At 71.6% G+C, this 26,969-nt stretch carries 22 protein-coding genes and 1 pseudogene; 14 read left to right on the top strand and 9 right to left on the bottom strand.

The window, feature by feature from the left end; all coding sequences use genetic code 11:
* Positions 1-46: 46 nt before the first annotated feature.
* Both ADK57_RS20055 and ADK57_RS20050 read right to left on the bottom strand, forming a co-directional pair.
* Positions 47-277: pseudogene (locus ADK57_RS20055) on the bottom strand (ALF repeat-containing protein); the annotation flags it as partial.
* 36 nt (positions 278-313) lie between these two features.
* Positions 314-2,365, bottom strand: a complete 2,052-nt coding sequence (locus tag ADK57_RS20050) for a hypothetical protein (protein WP_053750848.1) — start codon at positions 2,363-2,365, stop codon at positions 314-316.
* 260 nt (positions 2,366-2,625) lie between these two features.
* On the opposite strand from ADK57_RS20050, the gene ADK57_RS20045 reads away from it, so the two are divergent.
* Positions 2,626-3,639 carry an ArsR/SmtB family transcription factor gene (locus ADK57_RS20045; RefSeq protein WP_053750847.1) on the top strand — a complete coding sequence of 338 codons (1,014 nt, stop codon included), beginning with the start codon at positions 2,626-2,628 and terminating at the stop codon, positions 3,637-3,639.
* 23 nt (positions 3,640-3,662) lie between these two features.
* Here the strand turns inward: ADK57_RS20045 and ADK57_RS20040 are convergent, their stop codons facing one another.
* The 5 genes from ADK57_RS20040 to ADK57_RS20020 all read right to left on the bottom strand — a co-directional run bounded on the left by ADK57_RS20040 (position 3,663) and on the right by ADK57_RS20020 (position 9,232).
* The gene (locus ADK57_RS20040) at positions 3,663-5,174 is read right to left on the bottom strand and encodes a serine/threonine-protein kinase (RefSeq protein ID WP_053750846.1); all 1,512 of its coding nucleotides are present in this window, start codon (positions 5,172-5,174) and stop codon (positions 3,663-3,665) included.
* On the bottom strand, positions 5,171-5,911 hold the full coding sequence (locus ADK57_RS20035) for a hypothetical protein (protein ID WP_053750845.1): 741 nt from the start codon (positions 5,909-5,911) through the stop codon (positions 5,171-5,173). Before ADK57_RS20035 ends, ADK57_RS20040 begins: the two co-directional genes overlap by 4 nt.
* Positions 5,912-6,085: 174 nt before the next feature.
* Positions 6,086-7,687 (bottom strand): serine/threonine protein kinase, encoded by a 1,602-nt coding sequence (locus ADK57_RS20030; protein WP_053750844.1) that lies wholly within the window; start codon positions 7,685-7,687, stop codon positions 6,086-6,088.
* Positions 7,684-8,457, bottom strand: coding sequence for an FHA domain-containing protein (locus ADK57_RS20025; protein ID WP_053750843.1), 774 nt, complete (start codon positions 8,455-8,457; stop codon positions 7,684-7,686). The genes ADK57_RS20030 and ADK57_RS20025 overlap by 4 nt, the downstream gene beginning before the upstream one ends.
* A gap of 139 nt (positions 8,458-8,596) precedes the next feature.
* Positions 8,597-9,232 (bottom strand): RDD family protein, encoded by a 636-nt coding sequence (locus ADK57_RS20020; RefSeq protein WP_053750842.1) that lies wholly within the window; start codon positions 9,230-9,232, stop codon positions 8,597-8,599.
* 266 nt (positions 9,233-9,498) lie between these two features.
* Here ADK57_RS20020 and ADK57_RS20015 point away from each other — a divergent pair, with 266 nt between their 5' ends.
* The 6 genes from ADK57_RS20015 (at position 9,499) to ADK57_RS19990 (ending at position 15,368) form a co-directional block, all read left to right on the top strand.
* Positions 9,499-10,353 (top strand): bifunctional methylenetetrahydrofolate dehydrogenase/methenyltetrahydrofolate cyclohydrolase, encoded by an 855-nt coding sequence (locus ADK57_RS20015; RefSeq protein WP_053750841.1) that lies wholly within the window; start codon positions 9,499-9,501, stop codon positions 10,351-10,353.
* Positions 10,354-10,450: 97 nt separating this feature from the next.
* Positions 10,451-10,918: a DUF3017 domain-containing protein gene (locus ADK57_RS20010; RefSeq protein ID WP_053750894.1), complete on the top strand. Its 468-nt coding sequence runs from the start codon at positions 10,451-10,453 to the stop codon at positions 10,916-10,918.
* A 241-nt stretch (positions 10,919-11,159) separates the two neighbouring features.
* The gene (locus tag ADK57_RS20005) at positions 11,160-11,630 is read left to right on the top strand and encodes a helix-turn-helix domain-containing protein (RefSeq protein WP_053750840.1); all 471 of its coding nucleotides are present in this window, start codon (positions 11,160-11,162) and stop codon (positions 11,628-11,630) included.
* Positions 11,631-11,953: 323 nt separating this feature from the next.
* Positions 11,954-13,195: a helix-turn-helix domain-containing protein gene (locus ADK57_RS20000; RefSeq protein ID WP_078973225.1), complete on the top strand. Its 1,242-nt coding sequence runs from the start codon at positions 11,954-11,956 to the stop codon at positions 13,193-13,195.
* A 312-nt stretch (positions 13,196-13,507) separates the two neighbouring features.
* Positions 13,508-14,497 (top strand): malate dehydrogenase, encoded by a 990-nt coding sequence (locus tag ADK57_RS19995; RefSeq protein WP_053750838.1) that lies wholly within the window; start codon positions 13,508-13,510, stop codon positions 14,495-14,497.
* A gap of 142 nt (positions 14,498-14,639) precedes the next feature.
* Positions 14,640-15,368: a hypothetical protein gene (locus ADK57_RS19990; protein WP_053750837.1), complete on the top strand. Its 729-nt coding sequence runs from the start codon at positions 14,640-14,642 to the stop codon at positions 15,366-15,368.
* A gap of 3 nt (positions 15,369-15,371) precedes the next feature.
* Here the strand turns inward: ADK57_RS19990 and ADK57_RS19985 are convergent, their stop codons facing one another.
* A complete protein-coding gene (locus ADK57_RS19985) occupies positions 15,372-16,250 on the bottom strand; it encodes a bifunctional helix-turn-helix transcriptional regulator/GNAT family N-acetyltransferase (RefSeq protein WP_234390322.1) in 879 nt (292 codons plus the stop codon).
* 223 nt (positions 16,251-16,473) lie between these two features.
* On the opposite strand from ADK57_RS19985, the gene ADK57_RS19980 reads away from it, so the two are divergent.
* Genes ADK57_RS19980 through ADK57_RS51310 form a run of 3 tightly spaced genes read left to right on the top strand, consistent with a single transcriptional unit; the run spans position 16,474 to position 19,802 of the window.
* On the top strand, positions 16,474-18,261 hold the full coding sequence (locus tag ADK57_RS19980; RefSeq protein ID WP_053750835.1) for a hypothetical protein: 1,788 nt from the start codon (positions 16,474-16,476) through the stop codon (positions 18,259-18,261).
* On the top strand, positions 18,248-18,601 hold the full coding sequence (locus ADK57_RS19975; protein ID WP_053750834.1) for a hypothetical protein: 354 nt from the start codon (positions 18,248-18,250) through the stop codon (positions 18,599-18,601). The genes ADK57_RS19980 and ADK57_RS19975 overlap by 14 nt, the downstream gene beginning before the upstream one ends.
* Before the next feature lie 10 nt (positions 18,602-18,611).
* Positions 18,612-19,802, top strand: a complete 1,191-nt coding sequence (locus ADK57_RS51310; protein WP_234390320.1) for a hypothetical protein — start codon at positions 18,612-18,614, stop codon at positions 19,800-19,802.
* 57 nt (positions 19,803-19,859) lie between these two features.
* On the opposite strand, the gene ADK57_RS19965 is transcribed toward ADK57_RS51310, so the two are convergent.
* Positions 19,860-20,615, bottom strand: a complete 756-nt coding sequence (locus tag ADK57_RS19965) for a hypothetical protein (protein WP_053750833.1) — start codon at positions 20,613-20,615, stop codon at positions 19,860-19,862.
* A gap of 204 nt (positions 20,616-20,819) precedes the next feature.
* On the opposite strand from ADK57_RS19965, the gene ADK57_RS19960 reads away from it, so the two are divergent.
* The 4 genes from ADK57_RS19960 to ADK57_RS19945 all read left to right on the top strand — a co-directional run bounded on the left by ADK57_RS19960 (position 20,820) and on the right by ADK57_RS19945 (position 26,968).
* A complete protein-coding gene (locus ADK57_RS19960) occupies positions 20,820-22,340 on the top strand; it encodes an aldehyde dehydrogenase family protein (RefSeq protein ID WP_053750832.1) in 1,521 nt (506 codons plus the stop codon).
* A 64-nt stretch (positions 22,341-22,404) separates the two neighbouring features.
* Positions 22,405-23,934, top strand: a complete 1,530-nt coding sequence (locus tag ADK57_RS19955; protein ID WP_053750831.1) for a GMC family oxidoreductase — start codon at positions 22,405-22,407, stop codon at positions 23,932-23,934.
* Positions 23,934-25,022, top strand: a complete 1,089-nt coding sequence (locus ADK57_RS19950; RefSeq protein ID WP_053750830.1) for a quaternary amine ABC transporter ATP-binding protein — start codon at positions 23,934-23,936, stop codon at positions 25,020-25,022. The genes ADK57_RS19955 and ADK57_RS19950 overlap by 1 nt, the downstream gene beginning before the upstream one ends.
* Positions 25,022-26,968: an ABC transporter permease gene (locus ADK57_RS19945; protein WP_053750829.1), complete on the top strand. Its 1,947-nt coding sequence runs from the start codon at positions 25,022-25,024 to the stop codon at positions 26,966-26,968. The genes ADK57_RS19950 and ADK57_RS19945 overlap by 1 nt, the downstream gene beginning before the upstream one ends.
* The last annotated feature ends 1 nt before the right edge of the window (position 26,969 follow it).

The raw sequence follows: 26,969 nt of genomic DNA, 5'->3' as shown, positions 1-26,969 counted from the left end.
TCCCCCACGAGGCCCGGGCGCTGTTCCTCGACTCGCTCCGGACGTCCTAGCCGTCCACCTCGTACTGCCCGACCTCCAGGAAGTACCGCAGTTCTTCAGGCGTACCGTCGATCGCCGTCCCGGCCGCCGCGCGGAGTGCGTCGCTGATCGTCGCGTCGGCGAGGATGCGGGCGACGGCGACACGGTCGTCCTCGGCCTGGGCGAGGCGGTAGCCGGTCTCCAGGAAGGCGCGCATGTCTTCCACGGTGCCGTCGAGGGCTTTGGTGGCTTCGCGGACGCACCTCGTACGACCCGCATCTTGCACGGCCCGCACCTAGTACGGCTCGTAAGGCTCCCGCGAGCGGACCTCCCCGGCGTAGGCGACCGCACGCGTGCTGCCGGTCTCCTCGTTCGTGCAGGTGAGGAGCATGGTCGGGGAGGTGTGTGCCATGAGGAGGCCCTTGTGGTCCGCGCAGTCGGACACCGGGGGGAGGGGCGCCGGCTGCGTCGCGGCGATTTTGAAGTCATGGTTCCCTGCGGGGAGTTCGTCCACCGCGTGGACCCGGCCCGAGGCGCCCAGGACCAGCAGGCCGTTGAGGCCGTAGTGGTCGGAGCTGTTGATCCCACGGACCTCGTCGGGCGCGAAGGCCACCGCCGGGTCGCCGTCCGCCAGCCGGACGACGCGCGTGTCCGCCCGGTCGCCGTATCCGCCCACGACGAGCAGGCCCTCGCGGTGCGGGATCACATAGCCGCTCGCCATGCTCGCGGGCTGTGTGGCCACCTGGATTGCCGGGGAATAGCCGGTCCAGCGCCGCACCTGTACCGAAGGGACGGTGATGTCCTCGTCGAAGCGGATCCACCACGCGTCGCGCCGGTCGGCGGTGCACTGTTCCAGGAGTACCAGGAGACCGCTGCCCGAGGAGACGGTCGCCGAGGGGGAACCCCGCTCGCACTGCCGCGGGATGCGGGCGCTGATCTGGGGATGCCCGTACAGCAGCGGCGCAGGGTTCTCGGACTCGTCGTACTCCACGATTCCGAAGCTGCGCACCCAGTCCACGCAGTCGTCCACGACCAGCGCCTGTCCCCACTTCCGGTACGCACCGTGCGCCAGGAAGTTGCAGGCCCCGTCGTAGACGCCCCGCGCCACCGCCCTGCCGTCGACGTTCCGGACGGCCAGCACGGTCGCCGCCGGGTCCCGGACGAGCGTGAAGTCCCGCGCCGACAGCGGCACCAGCCGGGGCGGCCTGCCCTCGTCGTCCCTCGTCACGAGGGCGGAGGTGATGAACTCCCACCCCGCGTCCGTCTCAAGCCCGTCGATGTCCGTCTGCTCGCCGCGGTGCCGTGTCGACAGCAGGACGCGTCCACGTACCGAGCCGTCGAAGGCGTCCAGGGTGGTGAGCGAGTTGTCGACGAGCACGGCGACGGCGCACTGCTCGCCGACGCCGACCTGGTCGATGGTCGCGTGCCGGGTAGTGGGCACGGTGTAGTGCCAGCGGCGTTCGCCGGTGCGGGCGTCGACGCCGACCACCGACGCGCCGTCCCCGTCGAGGTCGTCGTCGACCCCCACCACCGTGCCGCGCTGGTACGGCGATGCGTCCCTGTCGCTCTGGTCACGCTTGCGGTCGCACGTGCTCAGCGCGACCGGGCTGTCGAACTCCCGCTCCCAGGCGCGCTTCGACGGCACGCCCTTCGGCCACTCCATCGGAGCGCGCGTCTGCAGCGCTCCCTCGAACAACCGCTCCTCCGCCACGGAGTGCACCTCCTGCCGCGGCAGGGTCAGCTGCTCACGCTCACCCCGTACCAGTACGGCGCCCAGCGCCCCGACACCCGCCAGCACCCCGCCCAGCAGCGAACCGACCATCAGCAGCGCCATGACCTGCTGGATCCGGCGGCGTACCACGGGCCCCGGTGCCGTACCCAGGCCGAACCACGGCCTGCGTCGGAGGAACAGGGCGACGCACAGGGCGGCCACCGTCGCGCACATCAGCGTCAGGGCCAGTGCCGCCGCGGGCCGCAACTCCACGCTGGGCGGCAGGACCCACGCGGTTTCGGGGCGCTTCCACGTCAGGTAGCGCACCAGGCTGACGAGGGCCGCCAGCGCGGCCAGCGCGCCTGCCGCGAGTGCTCCTTCACGCCGCCCCATCGACAGCACCAGTACGACGGACGCGCCCACCGCCAGCACGCGCGGGAAACCGGGCGCCTCACCGAAGTCGGCGGCCTGCGCGGCGGTGAGCGCGCCGGTGAGCGGGAACGCGGCATACCAGGCCAGGACCGCGGCGCAGCCGAGGGCGAGGGCGAGGAGGAGGCGGGCAGGGCGGGGAGGCGGAGGATCCGGGCGTTGCCCGGTGTCCTCCGACCGGCCCTGGCCGTCGTCGTGTTCAGCCATCCCCCGTCCCCCCCCGGATGGTGATGGTCTTGGCGAGTGTCCGCGCCCGTGCTTCTTCCTCCAGGTCGCCGGAACCTGCCGTTCTCCGGGTGGTGCCTGCGACCACGATGGCGCAGGCGGAGAACGACACGGACCCGAACCCTTCGGGGGCGTGGCGCATACGCGCCACGCCCGATACGCCAACTGTTGCCCGCAGGAGCCACGCCCGGCCATGCTGTTGCGGCTGAACGCAAAAGCTGAGTTCAACGGGGGAGAACGAGATGCTCCGCGTCCACTTCAGCGAAACCGACCTGGCCCGCACCCGGTTGTGCCCCGCACCGGATCCGCTCTGGGACATCGTCGTCAGCCTGCACCGCCTCCAGACCAGGCAGGGCCGCCGGAGGTACGCGGAGTGGCATCGCACCACGCGCGAGCGGCTGCGGCAGAAGGGGCTGGAGCGTGTCGTGCGGAGTGTGCTGCTGCCGCTGTGTCCGAGGGCCGCCTACTTCCCGGACTTCCTCACCCCCGCCCGGTCCGACGGCGGGCTCGAGGCCGGGCTGGATGCCGTCCTGGCCACTGAGCCCCACCGGGTGCGTGCGGAAGTCGCCACCCTGGACCGGGTCGTCGGAGCGCCCCGGTGGGCCTCGCGGCTGGCCGAGTTGCCGGTCCGCAGGGAGTTGGTGCGGGTGCTGCGCGCCTATCACGAGGCCGCCATCGCCCCGTACGAGGAGCTGATCCACACCCGAGTCGAAGCCGAGCGCGCGGCCCGCTGTCGCGGGCTCATGGACGGCGGCGTCGAGGGCATGCTCGCGGGCCTCGGCCCCTCGATGCGCTGGCAGCGGCCCGTCCTGCACGTCGACTACCACCCTGCCGTGGACCGGGACTTACGGCTGGACGGCCGCGGCCTGCTCCTCGTGCCGTCGTACTTCCTCCTGGAGCGTCCGATCACCCTCGCCGACCCCACCCTGCCGCCGGTGCTGGTCTATCCGCTGGTCCACGAACAGCCCGGGGCCGACGAGGGCGGTTCGCCCATCGCGCCGCTGACCGCCCTGCTCGGGCGTGCCCGGGCCGCCGCGTTGTGCGCCGTCGCCGTCGGCGCCACGACCGGCGAGATCGCCCGTGCGGCGGGCGTGACCGCGTCTTCGGCCAGCCGGCATGCCACCGCACTGCGCGACGCGGGACTCCTCACCACCCAACGGCACGGTCCGGCCGTGCTGCACACCCTCACCCCCGCGGGGGCGTCCCTGCTCCGGGCCGCCGCCGAGCGGAGCTCCGGCGGCGACGGCCGCGGATGAGGGGGTGCTGCGGGCGCAGGAGCTCACCAGAACAATGACAGCAGCGTCCCGAGCAGCGGCTCGGACTCGCAGGTGTCGACCAGTTCGTGCGACCGGGGCGCGTAGGTGCCCGCCAGGTTGCCCATGCCGTTCACATCGGTGCAACCGGTGCGCTGGGCTTCCCGGCGGCGGTCGTATCCGGCCGGGCTGAAGTCGGTGCCGCGGTAGTACGCCACGTCGTGACGCGTCCGCTCCTCCGAGAGGTTGTTGAAGATCGACCGGACCGGCCCGTCGGCAGCCCAGGCGCAGGTCTCCCCGCCCGACTGCCAGTCCGTGTCGTCGCCCCGCCAGCTGCACATCTCGCCGTTGCCGTTGTGCTCGCTGAAGAAGCAGAGGTTGTCCTCGGGGCAGCGGTGGTAGCCGTAGACCATCTCGCCGTCGGGGCCGGTGGGGAAGGCCGACTCCCCGGCCAGGGCCGCGTACACGGGCGGGTCTTCGCCGTGGTGGACGTACAGGTGTCCCGCCGTCGCCGTCCCCGCCGAGGCCAGAACCACCGCCGCGAGCGCCGCCGTCAGCACGGGACGCCGACGCCACACGCGCGGCCGCAGCCGCGGCAGCCGCGCCGAGCGTGCCACGTCCGCGGCTTCCTCCACGCGGGGCAGGAGGGCCGCTGTGCTGTGCACGGCGCGCTCCTCGTGGTTGCGCGCCAGGCAGTCGGTGATGATCTCCCGCCAGGCGGGCGGGAGTTCGGGGGACAGCCGCAGCTCCTCCGTGCCCCGCGCATACCGTGTCGCCGCGTCGCAGCGGGCCTCCGTCGTGGCGCCCGGCAGCGGGAACGTCCCGGTGAGCACGATGTGGGCGAGGACGCCGAAGGCCCAGACGTCGGCGGAGGGACGGACCCGGGCGCCCCGCTCGTCCACCTCCGGCCACAGGAGTTCCGGCGCGGCGTAGTCGGGGGTCGCGAAGGCGGGCGTGTAGGCGTGGGTGCCCTGCATTTCCCCGGCCATGTTGAAGTCGGCCAGCCGTACCGAACCGTCCTTCATCAGAAGGACGTTGGCCGGCTTCAGGTCCCCGTGCACCCAGCCCGCGTGATGCAGTTGGTGCAGTCCCTCGCAGATCTGGGCGAGCACGGCGCCGGGGTTCGGGGCCCTGCCCGGTACGGAGCCCGGGGAGCCCTCGGTCCGCTCCAGTACGGATTCCAGGGAGCCCTCCGCCCGCTCCAGTACGAGGACCGTGGCGCCGTCGAGTTCCGGGTGCTCCGGATCGTCGACCGTCAGGGTGTCGTACATGCGGATCAGGCGGGGTGCGCGCAGTCGCTGCAGCAACTCCACCTCGCGGTCGGCCAGTTCGCGCAGGTGGTGCAGTTGGCGCGGGGTCCGGGTGCCGGTGGGCAGGAACTTCAGGGCGGCCCGGCGGGGCAGGTCCGGCTGCGCCTCGCCGACGAGTCTGCCCGCGTAGACGGTGGCGAAGGCTCCGGATGCGAGAGGTTCGCGAATCTCCCAGGGGCCGACCCGGTACCCCTTCGGGACGGTGACGGCGTACGACCGCCCGGTCACCGGCCCACCCCGCTCGGAGCGGCGGCCAGCGCCACCAGGTCGTCCTCGCGCACCAGGTCGAAGCGGAGGGCGAGGGAGACGAGGGACTCCTTCTTGCCGTTGACGCGTTGGCCGGGCTCGGCCGTGTCGGGGCCGGGCCTCAGGCGCAGCTTGAGGGCCAGGTAGTCGATGTTCCAGTAGACGGCGGAGCGGCTGACCGTCGGCCACACCGGGCGCAGGCGTTCCACCAGCTGCTCGACCGCCGGCAGCGGAACGTGCAGCTCGCCGCGCAGGCGGGGTTCGCACAGCGCGGTCAGGACCGCGAAGTACCGCTTGGTGCGGTCGAGGGTGAACGCCGGTGCGGTCACGGCCCCGGAGAGCGCGTGGCGGTCGGCGCTGCGGAAGGTGTGGCGCGGTGCCCAGACGTCGAAGGTGAGCAGGTCGCCCGCGGCGGGCAGGACCACGCGCGCGAACTCGAACGGCACGGGCGCGTCCAGACGGCCCGGCCCGACCTTGATGTGCTCGCCCGCGCCCTCCGGGTTCTCCACCACGTAGGTCTGGTCCGCGCTGAGGTTGCTCAGCATCCAGAAGTTGCGGTGTGCCGTGATCTCGCCGGCGATCCGGGGCACCCCCTCGTGCCCGATGGTGAGGCCGCCGCCCGTCGCGGCCCTGCCGAAGCCGAGCTGCTCACCTGTGGCGATCCTGATCTGACCGTCCGGCCTTGCACAGGCCGGCGGCACGACGATGACGCTGTACATGGATTCGTCCCCTCGCCCGATCCATGAGGGCCACCCTCCCCCAGTCCAACGAAGTGGAGGGTAAGGGACGTTCTCGGGCGAGCACGAAGCATTGCCCGTGATACGGCGCGTCTGTGAAGATTTCGGGGAGTATGCGCTGACCGCGTCGGCCGCGGTACCTCAGAACTCTCAGGGTCACGTCTTCCCCGGCGGCGTGTACTCCTTGAGGTAGTGGGCGACGCGGGCGGCGTAGTCGCGGTACTTCGGGGGAACGCCGCCCGCGGCGTTCACGCTCTTGACCGACGTCCGGTACGCGGCCGCCAGCAGCACCCGGCGGTCGCCGGACAACCCGGTCTGTTCCAGGCGCGGTTCCATGAAGCAGAGGTAGCGGCCCACGGCCGGGATGGACTCGGCGGGGGTGAGGGGAGGTCGGGGGGTCTCCGTCGCGGGGACGCCGTCCGCGCGGACGTACCAGCGCAGGATGCTCGGGGTCCAGCGGGCGATGCCGTACTCGCCCTCGTCGCCCGCGGTCGGGTCGGAGAGGTCGGGGTCGAAGTTGCTCTCCGCTTTCAGGAGCGCGGCGATCAGCGCGGGAGTGACCTCGGGCTGGACGCAGTCGTGGGCCGAGTCGACGATCAGCCGGCGGTAGGCCACCGGGACGCCCTTGTCCGTACGGAGCTCGGAGGCGCCGTAGGTGGCGGGCGTGACCTTCTCGGTGCCGGTGCCGGTGCCGGTGGCGGTGGCGGCCGAGCCCTTGCCGTCCGCGTCGGAGCCGGTCCAGCTGCTGATGCCGTAGCCGAGGACCGCGACCGCGGCGGTGGCGGCCGCGGTGGCCAGGACCGTCGTACGGCGGGAGCGGCGGCGGGGGAGCAGTACCCGGGGCAGCCGGGGCGAGCGGCCGGTGCCCGCGGCGGCCTCGACCCGCCGCAGCAGGCCGTCGGTGGCGATGCGGTCCGCGTGTGTCCGGGTCAGGCACTCGCGCACGATCTCCCGCCAGACGTCCGGCAGTTCGGGCGACAGGCGCAGCTCGTCGGTGCCACGGGCGTAGGCGGCGGCCGCGTCGCGGCGGGCCGTGGGGGTGCCGCCGGGCAGTGGGAAGGAGTTGGTCAGCAGCAGGTGCGCCAGCACGCCGAAGGCCCAGACGTCGGCGGACGGGCGGATCCGGCGGCCGCGTTCGCCGATCTCCGACCAGAGGAGTTCCGGCGGGGTGTAGTCCGGGGTGGAGAAGGCGGGCGTGTAGGCGTGGGTGCCCTCCAGCTCCGCGGCCATGTTGAAGTCGGCGAGACGGGCCGAACCGTCCTGCATCAGCAGGACGTTGGCGGGTTTGAGGTCCCCGTGCACCCAGCCCGCCCGGTGCAGCTGGGCCAGTCCCTCGCAGATCTGCGCGAGCAGGGCGGGCCCCGACGCCGGTCTCGGTGCGCTCTCCAGCAGGGCCGACAGCGACCCTTTCGCCTGCTCCAGTACGAGGACGGTGGCGCCGTCGAGTTGGGGGTGCCCGGGGTCGTCGACGGTGAGGGTGTCGTACATGCGGATCAGCCGGGGGCGCCGCAGCCTGCGGTGCAACTCGACTTCCCGGTCGATCAGTTCCCGCAGGTGGGCCAGTTGACGGGGGGTGCCGGTGCCGGTCGGCAGGAACTTCAGGGCGGCCGTGCGCGGCAGATCCTCACCGCCCTCGACCTCCTCGGTGCGCCGCGCCTCGTACACGCTCCCGAACGCCCCCGTCGCGATCGGCTCGCGCACCTCCCAGACGCCGATCCGGTACCCGCGGGGGACCTGCACGGCGTAGGGCTCGGTCACCGTGTGCCCCGTGCGGCCCTTGTGTCCCGTGCGTCCCGTGCGTCCCGTGCGGCCAGGACGGCCAGGTCGTCCTCCCGGACCAGGTCGAAGCGGAGCGCCAGCGACACCAGGGACTCCTTCTTGCCGTTGAGGCGCGGGCCCGTCTCCGCCGCCTCGGGAGCGGGCTTGAGGCGCAGCTTCACGGCCAGGTAGTCGATGTTCCACTGGACGGAGGTGCGGGACGCGGCCGGCCAGATCGGGCGCAGCCGGTCCACGACCTGGTCGACGGTGGGCAGCGGGGCGTGCGGTTCACCGCGCAGGCGGGGTTCGCACAGGGCGGCCAGGACCGCGAAGTAGCGCTTGGTGCGGTCGACGGAGAAGGCGGGCGCGGTGGTGTCGCCGGCGAGTCCGGCCTCGGCGCGCAGATGGTCGTGGCGCGGCGCCCAGACGTCGAAGGTGAGCAGGTCGCCCGCCGCCGGCAGCACGATCCGGGAGAACTCGAACGGCACGGGCGCGTCCAGACGGCCCGGGCCGACCTTGATGTGCTCGCCCGCGCCCTCCGGGTTCTCCACGACGTACGTCTGGTGGGCGCTGAGGTTGCTCAGGGTCCAGAAGGTGCCCTGCGCGGTGATGGCACCCGCTCTGCGGGACACCCCGTCGTGCGGAACGACCAGGTCGTTGCCGTCCGCGGCGCGGCCGAAAGTCAGCTGTTCGCCGGGCGCGAGCCGCAGCTGCCGGCGGTCCGGCTCGTCCTCCGTGGTCGGCGGAGGTACCACGATGATGCTGTACACGGTGCGTCTCCCCGTCCCGCATGTCTACGAGTCAGGGTGGGCGACGCCCAGGGGCCGTGTCACGACGTGACACGGCCCCTGGGAAAGGTTGGCGAGAAGGCGTCGTAGCGATCCGCCGTCAGTTGTGGTGAACCGGTGCTCAATTCGAGCGGATCACGATGGACGAGCAGACCTTGTCGGCGAACGTCTGACGCTTGGCGTCCCACGCCGGCCACAGCCAGCCGAGGTAGCAGGCCAGGCTGTCCAGGAAGTGCGCGAGGCGGCGGACGAAGGCCATACCGACGCCGAGGGGCTGTCCGTCGCTCTCCCGTACGAGGCGGATGCCGAGGGCCTTCTTGCCGACCGTCTGGCCGGTGCGGCCCTCCTTTATCAGCTGCCAGATCGCCAGGCCGATGACGCCGAGCGCGCCGACGACCGACAGGAACCCGGTCTGGGCGTTGACGTCGATGATGACGAGGATGTACGGGATCATGAAGATGAGGCCGTCGACCAGGGTGCCGAGGAACCGCTGACCCCAGTTCGCGTACGACGGCGGCATGCCGTAACCCGGCTGCTGCGGGTAGCCGTAACCGGCCGGGGCCTGCGGCGCCTGCGGGTAGCCGTAGCCCTGCTGCGGCGGGACGCCCTGAGGGGCCTGCTGCGGGTAGCCGTAACCCGGCTGCTGCTGGCCCTGCTGCGGGTAGCCGTAACCCGGCTGCTGCGGCTGCTGCGGCTGCTGGGGGTTCTGCGGGTTCTGTGGCTGACCGTAGGGGTTGTTGGGCGAGCCGAAACTCATGGCGGGATTCCTCCGTTGCGCAAGCTGGGGACAATGCGGACTGTGCGGAGGAACGTCAAGATATGAGCGGTTTGCCCCCCGAACATCAACCGCGATACTGCGCCCCACATGGTTCTAGGTGAGGCGAGTTGTTGTCCAGCCGCATTCCGTATGTGTTGTGCAAGTGCAACATCGCTGATCATGGCGGGATACGGGCGGACGGGCGCCGTGCTGTCCGGTGGCACCCGGATTGGAACCGGGGCGGGGTCATCCGCGAGGATGGGGGCATGACCGCCCAGATTCTCGATGGCAAGGCCACCGCAGCCGCGATCAAGTCCGATCTGACCGCCCGCGTGGCGGCGCTGAAGGAGAAGGGCGTCACGCCCGGCCTCGGCACGATCCTCGTCGGGGACGACCCCGGCAGCCAGAAGTACGTCGCCGGCAAGCACCGCGACTGCGCCCAGGTCGGCATCGCCTCCATCCAGCGCGAACTTCCGGCCACTGCGACGCAGGAGGAGATCGAGGCGGTCGTCCGCGAACTGAACGAGGACCCGGCCTGCACCGGCTACATCGTCCAGCTGCCGCTCCCCAAGGGCATCGACGAGAACCGGATCCTGGAGCTCATGGACCCGGACAAGGACGCCGACGGCCTGCACCCGATGAACCTCGGCCGCCTGGTCCTGAACGAGCCCGCCCCGCTGCCCTGCACCCCGAACGGCGTCCTCACCCTCCTCCGCCGCTACGGCGTCGAGATCAAGGGTGCCGAGGTCGTGGTCGTCGGCCGTGGCGTCACCATCGGCCGGCCGATGCCGCTGCTGCTCACGCGACGCAGCGAGAACGCCACGGTGACCCAGGCCCACACCGGTACGCGTGACCTGTCGGCCCACCTGAAGCGCGCGGACATCATCGTCGCCGCCGCCGGTTCCGCCCACCTGATCCGCGCCGAGGACGTGAAGCCGGGCGCGGCCGTCCTCGACGTCGGCGTCTCCCGCAGCGCCGAGGGCAAGATCGTGGGCGACGTCCACCCGGACGTCGCCGAGGTGGCCGGCTTCATCTCCCCGAACCCGGGCGGCGTCGGCCCGATGACCCGGGCCCAGTTGCTCGTCAACGTGGTTGAGGCGGCGGAGCGCAGTGTCGGCTGAGGGTGTGTCCGGCCAGACGCCGTCGGGCAACGCGGCGCCCGGCGGCACCGCGCCCGGCAAGGCGGAGGACGTCGAGACGGTCGAGCCCGTCGAGCCCGTGGAGAACGGCGGCGGCATCGACGAGATCGAGGTGCGGGACCCCGTCAGCGCTCCCGACGCCGAGGGGAAGCCGCGCCGGACGACCCGTCGCTTCCCGTTGTTCACGCGGGACACCGCGCGCCCCGAGGGCGGCGGCCGGGCCGCCGCGAGCGGCGCCCCGGCGCCCGCCCGGCAGTGGCCGGTCCTCGCCGTACTGACGATGACCGGGCTCGGACTGCTGCTGACCGCCTTCGACCTGTTCCGCTACGGCACGCTCCTGATCGGCGTCGCGCTGCTCACCGGCGGCGTGCTGCGCTGGCTGCTGCCGGACGTCGGCATGCTCGCGGTGCGCTCCCGCTTCACCGACATCGTCACGTACGGCGTGCTCGGCCTCGCGATCGCCCTGCTGGCGCTGATGGTGCAGCCGAACCCCTTGCTGGTGATCCCGTTCCTGAAGGACACGCTGCACCTCACGGTCAGCAGCTGATCGGTGCCGTACGGCGACGGAGGCGGCCCGTCCTCTCCCCCGAGCAAGGACGGGCCGCCTCCGTGCACCACACTCCTGCACGGTGAAGCGTCTGTTCAATGGCTGTCAGTGCGCTGTGGCACGGAAGTGACCGTTCCGCCACGGTGTCCGCGCCTTGCGACAGTCGCACCCGCCAAGGGAACCGATCAGCCCTCTGACGTCGTCACTTGTTCAGGATCGGAGTTCCGGGTGGAGGTGGCTGATGGGCGGCTGGCAGCCGTTGCCGGACGATCTGCCGCCGGAGGTGCGGCACTTCGTGGAACAGTTGCGGCTTCTGAAGGACCGCACGGGACTCAGCCTGGTCGCCCTCGGCGCCCGCACCGCCTACAGCAAGTCCTCCTGGCACCGCTATCTCAACGCCACCCAGCCCCCGCCCCGGCAGGCCGTCGCCGCCCTGTGCCGGATCGCGGGCCTCGGTGGCACGGACGCCGAACGCTACGGCGTGCGCTGGGAACTGGCGGTCCAGGCGTGGCCCCGCCCCGCGACGTTGCCGGCCCCACCCGCCGAGAGTGCGGCGGGCGACGGGTACGAGGACGATCCCACGCTGCCGTGGTGGGACACGCCCCCCGAGGAGAGCGGGCGCGGGCGGAGCGGGCGACTGCTGCTGTCCGCCGTGCTGCTGCTCCTGGTCACGCTGCTGATCGGCGTCGTCGGCACCGTTGCGTTTGGGTGAGCCGAACACTTGCGTGACAGGCGGTATTTCCGGTGTGTGACACTCGTGTCGATGTATTGACAAGTTCACGGATTTTGCCCGAAGTCGTTGGACATCGGCGCTAGCGTGTCCCTTTCTGCCGTCGGCGTACTGGACCTCCGCCCGGTGGGCGTGCAACGGTGCATGCCCGCGGCCACGATGCACCCGTGCGCCCCCACCCCGGGAACTGAGATCCTGACTGGGCGCATCCCTGTGGGTAGCCACAACGGGGACTCGGCAGAGGCACCACGCACGGGGAAAAGCGGGGAACAACCAGCACAACCGGGGGGAAGAGGGGGGTAGCAATGCCTCGTTGGAGGGCCTTGCCCGACGAACTCGATCCGCAGGTCAGAGAGTTCGCAAGCCAACTGCGGCGGCTCGTGGACCGCAGCGGCCTGAGCGTCGCCGCGGTGGCGGACCGCACGGGTTACAGCAAGACGTCCTGGGAGCGTTATCTCAACGGCCGGCTTCTCGCGCCCAAGGGCGCGATCGTCGCCCTGGCCGAGGTCACCGGCACCAATCCCATTCATCTGACCACGATGTGGGAGCTCGCCGAGCGCGCCTGGAGCCGCTCGGAGATGCGCCACGACATGACCATGGAGGCCATCCGGATATCCCAGGCGCGGGCCGCGCTCGGCGAGTTCGGGGCGCCTCCGGCGGGCGCCAAGGGCAGCAAGACGGCCCGCAGGAGCAGCAGTGCCACGGCCACGCCCGGCATCGCCGGACCGGCCGGTGTGGTCCCGTCGGTACCGCCACAGCCGACGGCACCGGAAGCCCGGGACTCGGCGGGCGACGTACGGGACGCACTCCCTTCGACTGGGTCCTCGGGCGGATCCGCGGGCGGCTCGTCCGCCGGGTCCGCGGGCGGCAACTCGTGGGGCCTGGCGGGGTATCAGCGGCCGGCTCCGACCGGGGGGCGTGGTGCCGGATCCCCGGCAGCGGCGTCGCCGTCGGCACCGGCCGACGGTCCGGCTCGGACTGAGGCGCCGTCGAGCCTGTACGGCGAACCCCCACAGGGTCCGCGTCCTGGCGGGGAGTCCTCCGGCGGGGCGGCCGGCAAGCGGCGGCTGACGATGTTCCTCGCGGGCGTCTGCGGTGTGCTCGTGGTGGTCGTGGCCGCGTACTTCCTGACCGACGGAGGGGACGACGGCAAGAAGGAGGGCGCCGCCGACTCGCCCTCGCCGTCGGCAACCACCAATCCCGACCTGCCGGCCGGAGTGAAGTGCAGCGGTGACTCCTGCACCGGCAAGGACGCGGAGAGCATGGGGTGCAGCGGTGACCTCGTGACCACCGCCAAGACGGCGACCGTCGGCACGACCGTCGTCGAGGTCCGTTACAGCGAGACCTGCGGCGCCGCATGGGGGCGCATCACGCAGGCCGCGCAGGGCGACGAGGTGCGGGTGACCGTGGGGAAGTCCGAGCAGACCGGGAGCATCACGGTGGCCGGGGACACCATCGCGTACACGCCGATGGTTGCGGTGAAGGACGCGGGAGAGGCGGAGGCCTGCGTGACGCTGGCCGCGGGTCAGGAGGGGTGCACGAAGTAACGGGAAAAGAATCCGGGGAGACGTGCATGCCCGCCCGAATCGGGGGCACGCGCACGTTACCCCCACGGGAGTCCGGCAACCGGTACCCCCATACGGCGGCCGCCTTCGTCCCCCCTCTCCCGGACGGGCGGCCGCCTCTTTTTGTGCGCACACGCTTCCGGAGGCGGCTCTGTGGGGTGGGCCACACAGCCCCGGACGTCCGACATCCCGGATGCGCGATAGCCTGACCGCTGGATCTCTCTTGACGCCAAGAGATCGATCAAACGTCCGGGGCAGGGACGCCCCACCGCCAGCTGTCATACGGAGAACGCCATGACCCGCACTCCCGTGAACGTCACCGTCACCGGCGCGGCCGGCCAGATCGGTTACGCCCTGCTCTTCCGCATCGCCTCCGGCCAGCTGCTCGGCGCGGACGTGCCGGTCAGGCTTCGCCTCCTGGAGATCACGCCGGCCCTGAAGGCCGCCGAGGGCACCGCCATGGAGCTGGACGACTGCGCCTTCCCGCTCCTTCAGGGCATCGACATCACGGACGACCCGAACGTCGCCTTCGACGGCGCCAACGTCGCCCTCCTCGTGGGCGCCCGCCCGCGTACCAAGGGCATGGAGCGCGGTGACCTCCTCTCGGCCAACGGCGGCATCTTCAAGCCGCAGGGCAAGGCCATCAACGACAACGCCGCGGACGACATCAAGGTCCTCGTCGTCGGCAACCCGGCCAACACCAACGCCCTGATCGCCCAGGCCGCCGCCCCGGACGTACCGGCGGAGCGTTTCACCGCGATGACCCGCCTGGACCACAACCGCGCGCTGACCCAGCTCGCGAAGAAGACGGGTTCGACGGTCGCCGACATCAGGCGCCTGACCATCTGGGGCAACCACTCCGCCACCCAGTACCCGGACATCTTCCACGCCACGGTCGGCGGCAAGAACGCCGCCGAGGTCGTCAGCGACGAGAAGTGGCTGGCCGAGGACTTCATCCCGACCGTCGCCAAGCGCGGTGCCGCGATCATCGAGGCCCGTGGCGCGTCCTCCGCGGCCTCCGCCGCCAACGCCGCCATCGACCACGTGTACACCTGGGTCAACGGCACCGCCGAGGGCGACTGGACCTCCATGGGCATCCCGTCGGACGGCTCCTACGGCGTCCCGGAGGGCCTGATCTCCTCCTTCCCGGTCACCACCAAGGACGGCAAGTACGAGATCGTCCAGGGCCTGGACATCAACGAGTTCTCCCGCGCCCGTATCGACGCCTCGGTGCAGGAGCTGGCGGAGGAGCGCGAGGCCGTCCGCGGTCTCGGGCTGATCTGAGCCGTCACGGCGGCCGTCTCCTCGACGGCTCTGTCACGACCCCGCACGGGCTCTGTTCCGGTTCCGACCGGAACGGGGCCCGTGCCCCTTTCCGCCACTACCGTCGGAACATCGCCATGGGCCGGTTGTTCGGGGGGTCGTGATGAGCGGCGAAGGGTACGGCCACAGCTCCGGCTCGGGAGCGGAACACGAGCCGAGCGAGGAGAGAGGGCAGGCGCCCTGGGCATGGGCGCCGACGCGGACGGCCCTTGTGTACGCGCCCACTCCACCGCCCCGCCATGGGGTACGCCGCCTGCTGCTCGCCTTCGCCGTCGCCGTCGCGGTGGGCACAGGGGTGGGCGTCGGCGTCTGGTTCCTGATCCGCGACACCTCCTCGGGCCCCGGAGCCGGACCCGATCCGGCGGTGAGTGTCACCGTGACCCCGTCGACCGCCGCCCCGGGCTACCGTCGTGCCCAGGACCCCGTCGGCTACTCCGTCGACGTCCCCGAGGGCTGGACCCGCACCCAGAGGCAGGGCCGGCCGGCTCCCGTCGTCTCCTACGACGCCCCGGCCGACGGACGCCGACTGCAGATCTTCCGGCTCGCGGAGCCCACCGTGGCCGAGTCCCTCGCCCTCGCCGAGACCCACCCGGGATACGGCTTCGCCCGCCGGCCCGGCTACCGGCCCCTCGACCGGGCCTCCGGCGCCACCTGGTCCGAACTCTCCTACCGCTACGACGACTCGGACACCGGCCCGCGGCAGGTCGTCGACCACCGCTTCGAGTCGGCCGACGGCACCCTGTACGCGATCCGCTCCAGCGGCCCCGAGAGCCTCACCACGGCGTCGGTGCGCGAGCCGCTCACCAGGGCGGTCGGCTCGTTCGAGCCGTGAGCCTCAGCCGAGGCGCTTCTCGAACCAGTGGGCGGCGTACTCGTTGTCGTCGTAGCGGGGGATCTCCCGGTACCCGCACGCCCGGTACATCGCCTGTGCCTCCGTGAGCGTCGCGTGCGTGTCCAGCCGTACGACGTCGAAGCCGCGGGCGGCGGCCTCGCCCTCCAGCGCCGCGAGCAGCCGTCGGGCGAGGCCGAGGCGGCGGGCGTCCGGGTGCACCCACACGTGCCGGATCTCGCCGGCCCGGGGCTCCAGCCGACGCAGCGCCCCGCAGCCCACCGGGCGGCTCTCCTCGTACGCGACGAAGAAGGCCCCGGCGTCGCCGGACACCTCCTCGGGCCGTACGAGCGCGGACGCGTCGAAGCCCTCCGGGAACCGGGCGTCGATGTCGGCGGCGTACGCGTCCAGGCAGGTGCGGGCGTCGGGGGAGGCGCCGGGGACGAGGGCGACGGTGATGGCGGCCAGGCGGAGCAGGCGCTGGGCGCCGGCCAGGGCGGCGGTCAGTTCGGTGCGCTGGGCCGGGGCGAGGCCTTCGAGCAGGCCGGCGGCGAGGGCGCCCGCCCGGCGGTTCTGCTCCTTGACCTCGGCACGTCCGGCGGGGGTCAGTTCCACCCTGCGCAGCCGGTTGTCGTCGGGGTGCACGCTCGTACGGACCAGGCCCTGCGCCTCCAGGGCCTTCGCCATCCGGCTCAGGTACCCGGCGTCGAGACCGAGCCGCGTCCTGAGCTCCCGCAGGGACGCGCCGGACGCGCTCTCGTGGATCTCGAACAGCAGCCGCGCCTCGCCGAGCGGGCGGTCCTGGCCGAGGTAGTGGTCGTCCAGCACGCCGATGCGGCGTGTGAAGTAGCGGTTGAAGCGGCGCAGGGCCGTCACGTCTTCCATCGACACTGGCTTCATACTTCTTTGACTGTAGTCAAAGGATTCCCGGGGGTCCATCGCCCGAGGGCCGGCCGTCAGCGGCGGCCCGTAACGTGCTGGCATGCCCGGGGCACCCGGCGTGACATTCCGGTTCCGTCGGTGCCGCCCGTCCCTCTATGCTGATGGTTTGTCAACAACAGTGTGAGCAAGGGTTTTCCGGAGTTCGTCCACGCATCGGGGGAATGGCGTGAGCACCGCATACGTGCCTCAGCAACCACACCAGACATCCGCCGGCACACCGCCGGCCGAACCGCCGCCCGTCGCGCCGCACGCCAGCGAGGCGACCCGGCTGTTGTGCGCGGGCACGTATCTCGACTCCGCTTACCGCGACAAGGTCATCGAGGAGCTGCACCTCAACGAGCAGCGGATCGTGGCCCCTTCACTCGGCTTCGACGCGGCCCGCGTCCTCGCGCACGCCCTGCGGGCCCGCCGCCAGGAGCTGACCTGGGCCGGGGCGATCCTCGGGCTGTGGGTGGTCGGCACCGTTCTGACCGGGGGTGTGCTGGGCCTCTTTCTGGGCCCCAGCCTGTACCTCGCGGTCGCCAAGTGGGTCAGGGGCCGCGGCGAGCAGCCGCCGCTGTACCGGAGGGTGCCCGCCTTCCTGTTCCGCTGGTGGGGTCGCATCATGTTCGCGATCCTGCTGATCGTCGTGGTGATCGCGGCGTTCGGCGGCTCGGACGACAGTGATGTGTACGGCTCCTCCTACGACCCGTACGGCTCCTCCGGCCTGTACGGCGACAGCTTCTCGGACTCGCCGAGCCTGACCGACGTGCTGTTCCCCTTCGACGACCTCGGCAGTCTCATCGAGCCCTGGCAGGCCTGGGCCACGCTCGTCCTGTTCGGCCTGATCGCGCTCTGCATCGCCGGGCAGCGCGGCCAGTTCGCCCGGGTGATGGCCGCCGAACTGTCCCCGCAGCGCTTCCCGGACGCCGCCGGCGACCCTGCCGAGCGGGCCGACGGGCAGCGGTTCCAGCGGCTGAAGGACCGCATCCGGCTGGAACAGCACGCGCCGATGATCATGTACCACGAGGGACGGCCGTTCTGCGGCGCGGGCGCGGCCTACGAGACCTGGGTGCTCGCCGTCGAACTGCGTCCCGACGAGATGAAGAAGCAGCAGCCGCTCGGCAACCGCACGGTCCTGGAGAAGATCCGGCCCCTGCTCGAACAACTGCGCCTGCCCGCCGAGTACGCCGGGAACCTGGGCCGCGACCGGCTGCGTCGGCTGGAGATCGACGAGTGCGTGTTCCTGCCCGTCGAGGGGCTGCGGCGGCGCGAGGAGGCGCCGTACACCCCGCACGCCTTCGAGGAACACCGGGCGCGCGCGGTCGAGGAGGGCGCCGAGAAGCGCCGGCACTTCCTGCGCATCCGCGTCGGCGGCTGGGAGGAGGAGCTGGTCGTCACGGTCTTCGTGCGCATCCACACCCAGGGCCGCATGCTCATGCTGGAGGTCGCGCCGCACGTGCTGACGCCGGTCCGCGAGGACTTCAAGAACGCCGACCGCACCGCCCACCGCTTCCGCCACAACAACGCGCTCGGCAAGGCGGCCTGGGCGGTGGTCCGGGTGCCCGGCTCCGCGGCCGGCTCCCTGGTCACGCTGGGCAAGGGAGTGGCGTACGTCTGGCGGCTGCTCACCGGCGGGTACGCGGGCGCGCTGCCCGACGGGCCGGCCGTGTCGGTGCGGGAACTGGGTTCGGTGACCGCCGGGTCCCTGTTCCAGGAGATGGACGTCCTGCGGTACCTCAAGAGCGTGCAGGACCGCGTCGCGAACGGGGTACGGGCCGCGCTCGCCGATTCCGGTTACCGGACCGGCGAGTTCGTCCAGAAGATCGTGAACATCAGCCAGGGCGGCGTGAACATCGACCGGGTCGAGGGCAGCACCTTCGCCGTCGGCAGCCACGCCTCCGCGTCGTCCACCTCGACCACGACAGGCGCCACCGCGCCGCAGAAGGGAACCCGGAGCGATGGCAACGGATGAGCCGAACGTCAGCATCGGCGACGTCTCCCACAGCACCTTCGCCATCGGCAGCCACGCGCATGCCGAGAGCCACCACGGCACGGCAATTCAGCGCGACCAGGCCGCCGAGGAACTCCTGAAGGCGGTACGCGAGCTGCGCGCCGACCTGACCCGGGTCCGGGCCACCGGGGAGACGGCCACCCTGGACGAGGCGCTCGCCGAGACCGAGGACGAGATCACCCGCACCGGACAGGCCGGCCCGTCACGCCTCGACCGACTGCGGCAGTTGCTCACCGACTCGCAGGCCCTGGTCGGCCTCATCGCGTCCGCCGGTGCCGTCGCCGGTCTGCTGGGGCTGTGAGAGGGGCGGCATGAGCGGCAGCGGGGGAGCGCGGTACTGGAACGAGGAAGCCCAGCGCTGGGAGGAGGACGACGGAACCACGCCCGACCTCCCGGCGCCGACAACTCCGCCACCGCCGGCCCGGCCGGAGTTCGCGCCGGCGTGGCCGACGGGCGGCCCGGCAGCGGGGACGGAGGTGGCAGGGGATCCGGCTGCGGAGGGGGCGGGCGGTCCGGCTGCGGAGGCGGCGGGCGGTCCGGATGCGGATGCGGCGGTGCCTGCGGTCCCAGTAGCCCCGGGGACCGTCTGGCCTCCGGCGGGGTCGGCCGGCGGTGCCGGCGGGGCGTGGCCTGCGACGGAGGTGACGGGCGGCGGTCTGCCGCCGTCGGCGCAGGGCGTCGGCGCCGGCGGCGTATGGCCTCCGACCCAGTGGCCCAGTGAGACCTGGCCGCCCGTCGGCCCGTCCGCCGCGCCCGCCTCTGCCCCGGGCCGGGGTATGAGCCGGCGGCTCGTGTGGTCCGTGCTGATCGGAGCCGCCGCCGTAGGGGTCGCCGTGAGTCTGGTGCTGACGTTGGTGGTCGGCGCCGGGGACGACGACGACCCGGCGGCCGCGGCGAGCACGTCGCCGACCTCCCCGGCGGGCGAGGTCTCACAGCAGAACGACCCGAGCGCGTCGCCCACCGAGGACTCGGCGTCGCCCACTGTCTCGGGCCCCGAACTCCCCAGCGGCTACGAGGAGTACGAGGACGCCGAGGGCTTCCGGATCGCGATACCCGAGGGGTGGTCGCGAACCACCGTGGACTCCCAGTTCGGCATCGCCGTCGTCAACTACCGCAGCGGCGACAGCGAACAACGCCTGCAGGTCTACCAGGTGTCGGAGGAGTCGCCGGACGCGTCGTTCGAGCTGTACCTGTCGGACGCCACCCACAAGCCGGCCGGCTTCGAGCAGCTGTCCCTGCAGACCCTGGACGACGGCGAGTTCACCGGGTCACGGCTGGAGTACCTCGCCGACAGCATCAAGGGCGAGCCGGACGTCGGCACCTGGCACGTCTACGACGAGCGTTTCGTCGCCTCGGACGGCAACATCTACGCCATCGCCGCCTACGGCGCCGACGCGGACGGCCGTGAAGACGAACTGGAGCTGCTCACCACGGCGTTGGACTGGTTCTGCCCGCCGCTCGGGGAGTGTGCACCGGCCGCCGGCTCGTTCGACATCGACTGACCGCCATGACTCCCCTGTGGGCCACCTGACTCACCTGGCTCACCTGACCCACCTGGCTCACACGCTCTGCAGCTCGTCCTGGAGCTTCCCGATGTCCACGCTGTCGCCGGCCGACGGCGTCTTCGTCGGGATCGGCTTGTCGTAGTCCGTGAAGGTCAGCGTCATGTCGGTCCCGCCGCCCTGCTGCGTGGCCGAGACCAGCCGGTGCGGGGAGTCGGACGTGACGTACAGGGTCGCGCGCTTGCCGTCCTCCCGGCCCTTCAGCGGGATCACCTTCGTGTCGTCGAGCGTCGTCTCGTCGCCCTTGGTGAGGGCGCCCTTGCCGGAGGAGCCGGGAGTGTCGACGTCCTTCTGGAAGGCCCTCAGGTCGCAGATGTCGGCCATGCCCTTGAGCATGGCGTCGTGCGTGGAGCCGTGGATGTAGCGGTTCTTGAACAGCTCGGCCACCGCGTCGCCCTGGCCGCCGGGCACCTGGGACTTCCAGAACGCGGTGTCCGGTTTCATCCACACCTCGTCGCCCTGCTTGACGATCTCTACGCTGCCGCCGTCCGAGCCCATCTTCATCGTGCCGACGCAGTTGCCGTCCTGGTCGAGGGAGAGGTCCATCGAGGTCGGCTGTGTCTTGCTGGTGCTCGCGTCCGCGCTGCGGTCCGTCAGCTTCAGATGGACGGACTCGGCGTCGAGAAGGTTGTCCTTCGCCTGCGTCGCGAGTTCCCGGGCGCTCAGGTCGTCGGCGTCGCCCGCCGCGGCGAGGGTCGGCGAAAGGAGCAGGGCCGCGCTCGCCGCCGCGCAGATCAACGCTTTCGAGGCCATGCCGTCACCTCCGTGGTGCGCGTCACCCGCACGCCACTCTCAGCGTACGGTTCGCCCCATTTGACCGCATGTCCAGTGACACAGCGCACTTTCAGCCATGGATTGCGCATGCAATCGAAGGGCGGGGGCATGCGCTAACGGTCCCGGTGAGTGACACGTGTGTGACACAGGGGCACTGAACAGGAACGGAAGGCAAAACCGATCATGGCGGACACACCAGAACTTCAGGCGCGGAAGACCATCCACGTGGACGGAGAGTGGCTCGAAGCCGTCTCCGGTGCCACGCGCGAGATCATCGACCCCGCGGACGCCCTGCCGTTCGCCCTGGTCGCGGAGGGTGACGAGAAGGACACCGATCTGGCGGTCGCCGCGGCCCGGCAGGCCTTCGCCCACGGCGACTGGCCGCGCACCCCCGTCGCCGAACGCGCCGCACTGCTGCGCCGCGTCGCCGATCTCCTCGTACGCGACCGTGAAGAACTCGGCCTGCTGGAGAGCCGGGACGCGGGCAAGACCCTCGAGGAGGGTCGCGTCGACATCGACTGCGTCGCGGACGCCTTCCGGTACTTCGCCGACCTCGTCGCCGCCGAGGCCCCGGGCCGGGTCGTCGACGCGGGCTCGCCCGACATCCACAGCGTGGTCGTGCACGAGCCCCTCGGCGTGTGCGCCCTGATCACCCCCTGGAACTACCCGCTCCTGCAGGCCAGTTGGAAGATCGCCCCCGCGCTCGCGGCCGGCAACACCTTCGTGGTCAAGCCGAGCGAGATCACCCCGCTGACGACGATCGCCCTCATCGACCTGCTGGCGGAGGCAGGGCTCCCTGCCGGTGTGGCGAACATCGTCACCGGGCCCGGCCACTCGGTCGGCGCCCGCCTCGCCGAGCACCCCGACGTGGACCTGGTCTCCTTCACCGGCGGCCTGGTCAGCGGCACGAAGGTGGCCCAGGCCGCCGCCCCGAGCGTCAAGAAGGTCGCCCTCGAACTCGGCGGCAAGAACCCCAACGTCGTCTTCGCCGACGCCTGCGCCACCGACGAGGCCTTCGACACCGCAGTCGACCAGGCCCTCAACGCGGCCTTCATCCACAGCGGCCAGGTCTGCTCGGCAGGCGCCCGCCTCATCGTCGAGGAGAGTGTCCGGGACCGCTTCGTCGCCGAACTCGCCCGCAGGGCGGACCGTATCCGGCTCGGCCGGGGCACGGTGGACGGCGTCGAGTGCGGCCCGCTCGTCTCCGAGCAGCAGCGCGACAAGGTGGAGTCGTACGTCGACTCCGCGCTCGCCGAGGGCGCGGTGCTGCGCTCCGGCGGCAAGCGGCCGGAGCCGAGCGACACCCGCCCCGCCACCGGCTACTTCTACGAGCCGACCGTCCTCGATCACTGCCACCGCGACATGAGGGTCGTACGGGAGGAGGTCTTCGGACCCGTGCTCACCGTCGAGACCTTCCGCACCGAGGACGAGGCGGTCGCCCTCGCCAACGACACCGAGTACGGCCTCGCGGGCGGCGTCTGGACCAGCGACGCGGGCCGGGCCCGCAGGGTCGCGGGCCGGCTGCGCCACGGCACGGTCTGGATCAACGACTTCCACCCCTACCTCCCCCAGGCGGAGTGGGGCGGCTTCGGCAAGAGCGGTGTGGGCCGCGAACTCGGCCCCGCCGGACTCGCCGAGTACCGCGAGACCAAGCACGTCTACCAGAACCTCGCGCCGAAGCCCGTCCGCTGGTTCGCCGGCTGAGCCCCCTGCTCACCCCGCTCATCCCGCTCTCCCCGCTCCCTCGCAAGCCCCTGGAGTACCCCCCATGTCCGAGAACAGTCATATATACGACTACGTCGTGATCGGCGGCGGCACCGCAGGATCCGTCATCGCCTCCCGTCTCACCGAGAACCCCGACGTCACCGTCGCCGTCATCGAGGGCGGCCCCAGCGACGTCGGCCGAGACGACGTCCTGACCCTGCGCCGCTGGATGGGTCTGCTCGGCGGCGAGCTCGACTACGACTACCCGACCACCGAGCAGCCGCGCGGCAACTCCCACATCCGGCACAGCCGGGCCCGCGTCCTCGGCGGGTGTTCGTCCCACAACACCCTGATCGCCTTCAAGCCGCTGCCGTCCGACTGGGACGAGTGGGAGGCGGCCGGCGCCAAGGGCTGGGGCGCGGTGCCGATGGAGGCGTACTTCGCGCGGCTGAAGAACAACATCGTCCCGGTCGACGAGAAGGACCGGAACGCCATCGCCCGCGACTTCGTCGACGCCGCTGAGAAGGCGCTCGACGTCCCCCGCGTCGAGGGCTTCAACAAGAAGCCTTTCAACGACGGTGTCGGCTTCTTCGACCTCGCCTACCACCCGGAGAACAACAAGCGCTCGTCGGCGTCGGTGGCGTATCTGCACCCGGTGATGGACGAGCGGCCCAACCTCCGCGTCATGCTGGAGACCTGGGCGTACAAGCTGGAGCTCGACGGCACCCGTGCCGAGGGCGTGCACGTCCGCACGAAGGACGGCGAGGAGATCCTCGTACGGGCGCGGGGCGAGGTCCTGCTGTGCGCGGGCGCCGTCGACTCGCCCCGCCTGCTGCTGCACTCGGGCATCGGCCCGAAGGCCGACCTGGAGGCGCTCGGCATCCCCGTCGTGCACGACCTGCCGGGAGTCGGCGAGAACCTGCTCGACCACCCCGAGTCGGTGATCGTCTGGGAGACGAACGGCCCCATCCCCGAGAACTCCGCGATGGACTCCGACGCGGGCCTGTTCGTGCGCCGCGACCCCGAACACGCGGGCCCCGACCTGATGTTCCACTTCTACCAGATCCCGTTCACGGACAATCCGGAGCGCCTGGGCTACGAACGCCCGCCGTACGGCGTCTCGATGACCCCGAACATCCCCAAGCCGAAGAGCCGCGGCCGGCTGTTCCTGACCAGCGCCGACCCGTCGGTCAAGCCGGCCCTCGACTTCCGATACTTCACCGACGAGGACGACCACGACGGCCGTACCCTCGTCGACGGCATCAAGATCGCCCGTGAGATCGCCAAGACCGAGCCGCTCGCCGGCTGGCTCAAGCGCGAGGTGGCCCCCGGGCCGCAGATCACGGGCGACGAGGAGCTGAGCGAGTACGCCCGCAAGGTCGCGCACACCGTGTACCACCCGGCGGGCACCTGCCGGATGGGCGCCGCCGACGATCGGTCGGCCGTCGTCGACCCCGAGTTGAAGATCCGAGGACTGGACGGCATCCGCATCGCCGACGCGTCCGTCTTCCCGACCATGCCGGCCGTGAACCCGATGATCGGGGTGTTGATGGTCGGGGAACGGGCCGTCGACCTCCTTGGAGGTGGTGCGTGATGAGCACGACGACAACCACGACTACAGCTACGACCACGACTGCGACCACGGCTCCCGTGTTCTCCGTCGAGGGCCTGTGGAAGGTCTTCGGCCCCAAGGCCGACAGCATCCCCGCCGACCCCGAACTGGCCGCCCTCCCGCCCGCCGAACTGCGCGCCCGCACCGGCTGCACCGCCGCCGTCCAGGACGTCTCCTTCGACGTGCACAAGGGTGAGGTCTTCGTCGTCATGGGCCTGTCCGGCTCCGGCAAGTCCACGCTGGTGCGCTGTCTGACCCGGCTGATCGAACCGACCGCCGGCACGATCGTCATCGACGGCGAGGACGTCCGTGCGATGGACAAGTCCCGGCTGCGCGAACTGCGCCGTCACCGCGCCGCGATGGTCTTCCAGCACTTCGGCCTGCTCCCGCACCGCACGGTCCTCGACAACGTGGCCTACGGCCTCGAGATCCAGGGCATGGGCAAGTCCGAGCGCCGCGAGCGGGCCAGGCAGGTCGTCGAGAAGGTCGGCCTGGAGGGCATGGAGCAGCGCAGGCCCGCCCAGCTGTCCGGCGGTCAGCAGCAGCGCGTCGGGCTGGCCCGCGCGCTCGCCGTCGACCCCGAAGTCCTCCTCTTCGACGAGCCGTTCAGCGCGCTCGACCCGCTGATCCGGCGCGACATGCAGGAGGAGGTCGTGCGGCTGCACCGCGAGGAGGGCCGCACGATGGTCTTCATCACCCACGACCTCAGCGAGGCCCTGAAGCTCGGCGACCGCATCGCGCTCATGCGCGACGGCCGCGTGGTGCAGCTGGGCACGCCGGAGGAGATCGTGGGCTCGCCCGCCGACGACTACGTCCGCGAGTTCGTCCGCGACGTCCCGCGAGAGCAGGTCATGACGGCCCGTACGGCCATGCGTGCCGGGGAGTGCGGCGGCCCGGACCACCCGGGCTCGATCGCCGCCGACGCGGTGGTCGCCGAGGCGATCAAGGTCGTCTCCCGCAGCCACAAGCCCGCGTGTGTCGTGGAGGACGGCCGGTGTCTGGGGGTCGTCGATCACGAACGGCTCCTGGATGTCGTAGCCGGAACGGAGCTCCGCAAGGAGGCGGTCTGATGGCAACGGTCACCGCACCCGCCCCCCGGATCGCCCTCCCCGGCATCCTCAAGCAACGAGCCGTCCACAAGCTGCTGCTGCTCGCGGTCGCCGCGGCGATTCTCGTGCCGCTGGCGAACGCCCGTTGGGCGAGCGGCAGTTGGCCGGGCGCGCTCACCGTCGATCTCACCGATCCGCTGACGAAGACCAGCGACTGGATCATCGACAACCGCGACAGCCACCCGCTGTTCCTCTACGGCTTCGGCCACGTCAGCAACGCGGTCGTGCTCTCGGTACGGGCCGTGTACCTGGTGCTGCTCGCCGCCGGATGGGCCGGGGTGAGCGCCTTCGCCGGCCTGGTCGCCTGGCGGGTCGCCGGCGTGAAGCTGGCCCTCGGCACCGCCGCGGCCTTTGTGGCCTGCGGCCTGCTCGGCATGTGGATCCCGACCATGCAGACGCTCGCGCTGATGATCGTGGCGGTGCTGGCGTCGGTCGTCGTGGGCGCCCTGCTGGGGCTCGCCGCCGGGCTGTCCGACCGTATGGACCGGATCCTGCGCCCGATCCTGGACACCATGCAGGTGCTGCCCGCCTTCGCCTATCTGCTCCCGGTCGTGCTCGTCTTCGGCATCGGCGTCCCCGCGGCCGTCCTCGCCACCGTCGTGTACGCCGCTCCGCCCATGGCCCGCCTCACCTCGCTCGGCCTGCGCGGCGCCGACAAGGAGGTGCTGGAGGCGGTCGAGTCGCTGGGGTCCACCGCACGGCAGCGCCTGGTGACCGCGCGTATCCCGCTGGCCCGCAAGGAACTCCTCCTCGGCCTCAACCAGACGATCATGATGGCGCTGTCCATGGCGGTCATCGCGTCGGTGATCGGCGCGGGCGGCCTCGGTGACCGTGTCTACCAGGCGCTGGCGTCGGTCGACGTCGGCGCGGCCCTCGCCGCCGGTATCCCGATCGTGCTCCTCGCCGTCGTACTGGACCGGATCACCGGTGCGGCAGGAGACGGCACCCCGGGCTCCGGGCGATCGAGTCGCGCGGGATGGGCGTACGCGCTCGTCGCCGCCGTGGCCGTCGCCGTGGCCGGACGTCTCGCGGGCCGTCTCGACTGGCCCGACTCCTGGACGCTGAACATCGCCGAGCCGGTCAACCGCGCGGTCGACTGGATGACCGCGCACCTCTACTCCGGCGTGCCCGTCGTCGGCGGCACCGCCGACTGGGCCGGCCACTTCACCACCTGGGTCCTCGACCCGGTGCGGGACGGCCTGCAGGGGCTGCCCTGGTGGTCGGTGCTTCTCATCGTCGCCGCACTCGCCTGGGTGATCGGCACCTGGCGGACCGCGCTCACCGCGGTCCTCGCCATGGCCGCGATCGGCGTACTCGGAGTGTGGAAGCCGTCGTTGGACACGCTGTCGCAGGTGCTCGCGGCGGTCGCCGTGACCCTCGTCCTGGGCTTCGCGACCGGTATCGCGGCCGCCCGCAGCGACCGCTTCGAGAGGATGCTGCGACCCGTCCTGGACGTCTTCCAGACGATGCCGCAGTTCGTGTACCTGATCCCGGTCGTCGCGCTGTTCGGCGTGGGCCGCGCGCCCGCTGTCGCCGCGGCCGTCGTCTACGCGCTGCCCGCCGTCGTCCGTATCACCACCCAGGGCCTGCGCCAGGTCGACCAGGCCTCACTGGAGTCGGCCCGCTCGCTCGGCGCGACCACCGGCCAGCAGATCAGGCAGGTCCAGCTTCCGCTCGCCCGCCCGGCGTTGCTGCTCGCCGTCAACCAGGGCGTGGTCCTGGTCCTCGCCGTCGTCATCATCGGCGGCCTGGTCGGCGGTGGCGCCCTCGGCTACGACGTCGTCTTCGGCCTCGCACAGGGCGACCTCGCCACCGGTCTGGTGGCCGGCGCGGCGATCGTCTGCCTCGGCCTGATGCTCGACCGGGTGACCCAGCCGACCGAACGCCGCACGAAGAAGGGAGCGTGAC

The organism is Streptomyces sp. MMG1533 (genome assembly GCF_001279775.1).
Taxonomy (GTDB): domain Bacteria; phylum Actinomycetota; class Actinomycetes; order Streptomycetales; family Streptomycetaceae; genus Streptomyces.
The sequence above is the reverse complement of the archived record's forward strand: the minus strand, read 5'-3'. Positions and strand labels throughout refer to the sequence as shown.

Bases quoted from the DNA above. Each gene is read 5' to 3' on its own strand.
- ADK57_RS20050 (WP_053750848.1), bottom strand. From the start codon at position 2,365: ATGGCTGAACACGACGACGGCCAGGGCCGGTCGGAGGACACCGGGCAA.
- ADK57_RS20045 (WP_053750847.1), top strand. From the start codon at position 2,626: ATGCTCCGCGTCCACTTCAGCGAAACCGACCTGGCCCGCACCCGGTTG.
- ADK57_RS20035 (WP_053750845.1), bottom strand. From the start codon at position 5,911: ATGTACAGCGTCATCGTCGTGCCGCCGGCCTGTGCAAGGCCGGACGGT.
- ADK57_RS20020 (WP_053750842.1), bottom strand. From the start codon at position 9,232: ATGAGTTTCGGCTCGCCCAACAACCCCTACGGTCAGCCACAGAACCCG.
- ADK57_RS20015 (WP_053750841.1), top strand. From the start codon at position 9,499: ATGACCGCCCAGATTCTCGATGGCAAGGCCACCGCAGCCGCGATCAAG.
- ADK57_RS20005 (WP_053750840.1), top strand. From the start codon at position 11,160: ATGGGCGGCTGGCAGCCGTTGCCGGACGATCTGCCGCCGGAGGTGCGG.
- ADK57_RS20000 (WP_078973225.1), top strand. From the start codon at position 11,954: ATGCCTCGTTGGAGGGCCTTGCCCGACGAACTCGATCCGCAGGTCAGA.
- ADK57_RS19995 (WP_053750838.1), top strand. From the start codon at position 13,508: ATGACCCGCACTCCCGTGAACGTCACCGTCACCGGCGCGGCCGGCCAG.
- ADK57_RS19990 (WP_053750837.1), top strand. From the start codon at position 14,640: ATGAGCGGCGAAGGGTACGGCCACAGCTCCGGCTCGGGAGCGGAACAC.
- ADK57_RS19985 (WP_234390322.1), bottom strand. From the start codon at position 16,250: ATGGAAGACGTGACGGCCCTGCGCCGCTTCAACCGCTACTTCACACGC.
- ADK57_RS19975 (WP_053750834.1), top strand. From the start codon at position 18,248: ATGGCAACGGATGAGCCGAACGTCAGCATCGGCGACGTCTCCCACAGC.
- ADK57_RS51310 (WP_234390320.1), top strand. From the start codon at position 18,612: ATGAGCGGCAGCGGGGGAGCGCGGTACTGGAACGAGGAAGCCCAGCGC.
- ADK57_RS19965 (WP_053750833.1), bottom strand. From the start codon at position 20,615: ATGGCCTCGAAAGCGTTGATCTGCGCGGCGGCGAGCGCGGCCCTGCTC.
- ADK57_RS19960 (WP_053750832.1), top strand. From the start codon at position 20,820: ATGGCGGACACACCAGAACTTCAGGCGCGGAAGACCATCCACGTGGAC.
- ADK57_RS19955 (WP_053750831.1), top strand. From the start codon at position 22,405: ATGTCCGAGAACAGTCATATATACGACTACGTCGTGATCGGCGGCGGC.
- ADK57_RS19950 (WP_053750830.1), top strand. From the start codon at position 23,934: ATGAGCACGACGACAACCACGACTACAGCTACGACCACGACTGCGACC.
- ADK57_RS19945 (WP_053750829.1), top strand. From the start codon at position 25,022: ATGGCAACGGTCACCGCACCCGCCCCCCGGATCGCCCTCCCCGGCATC.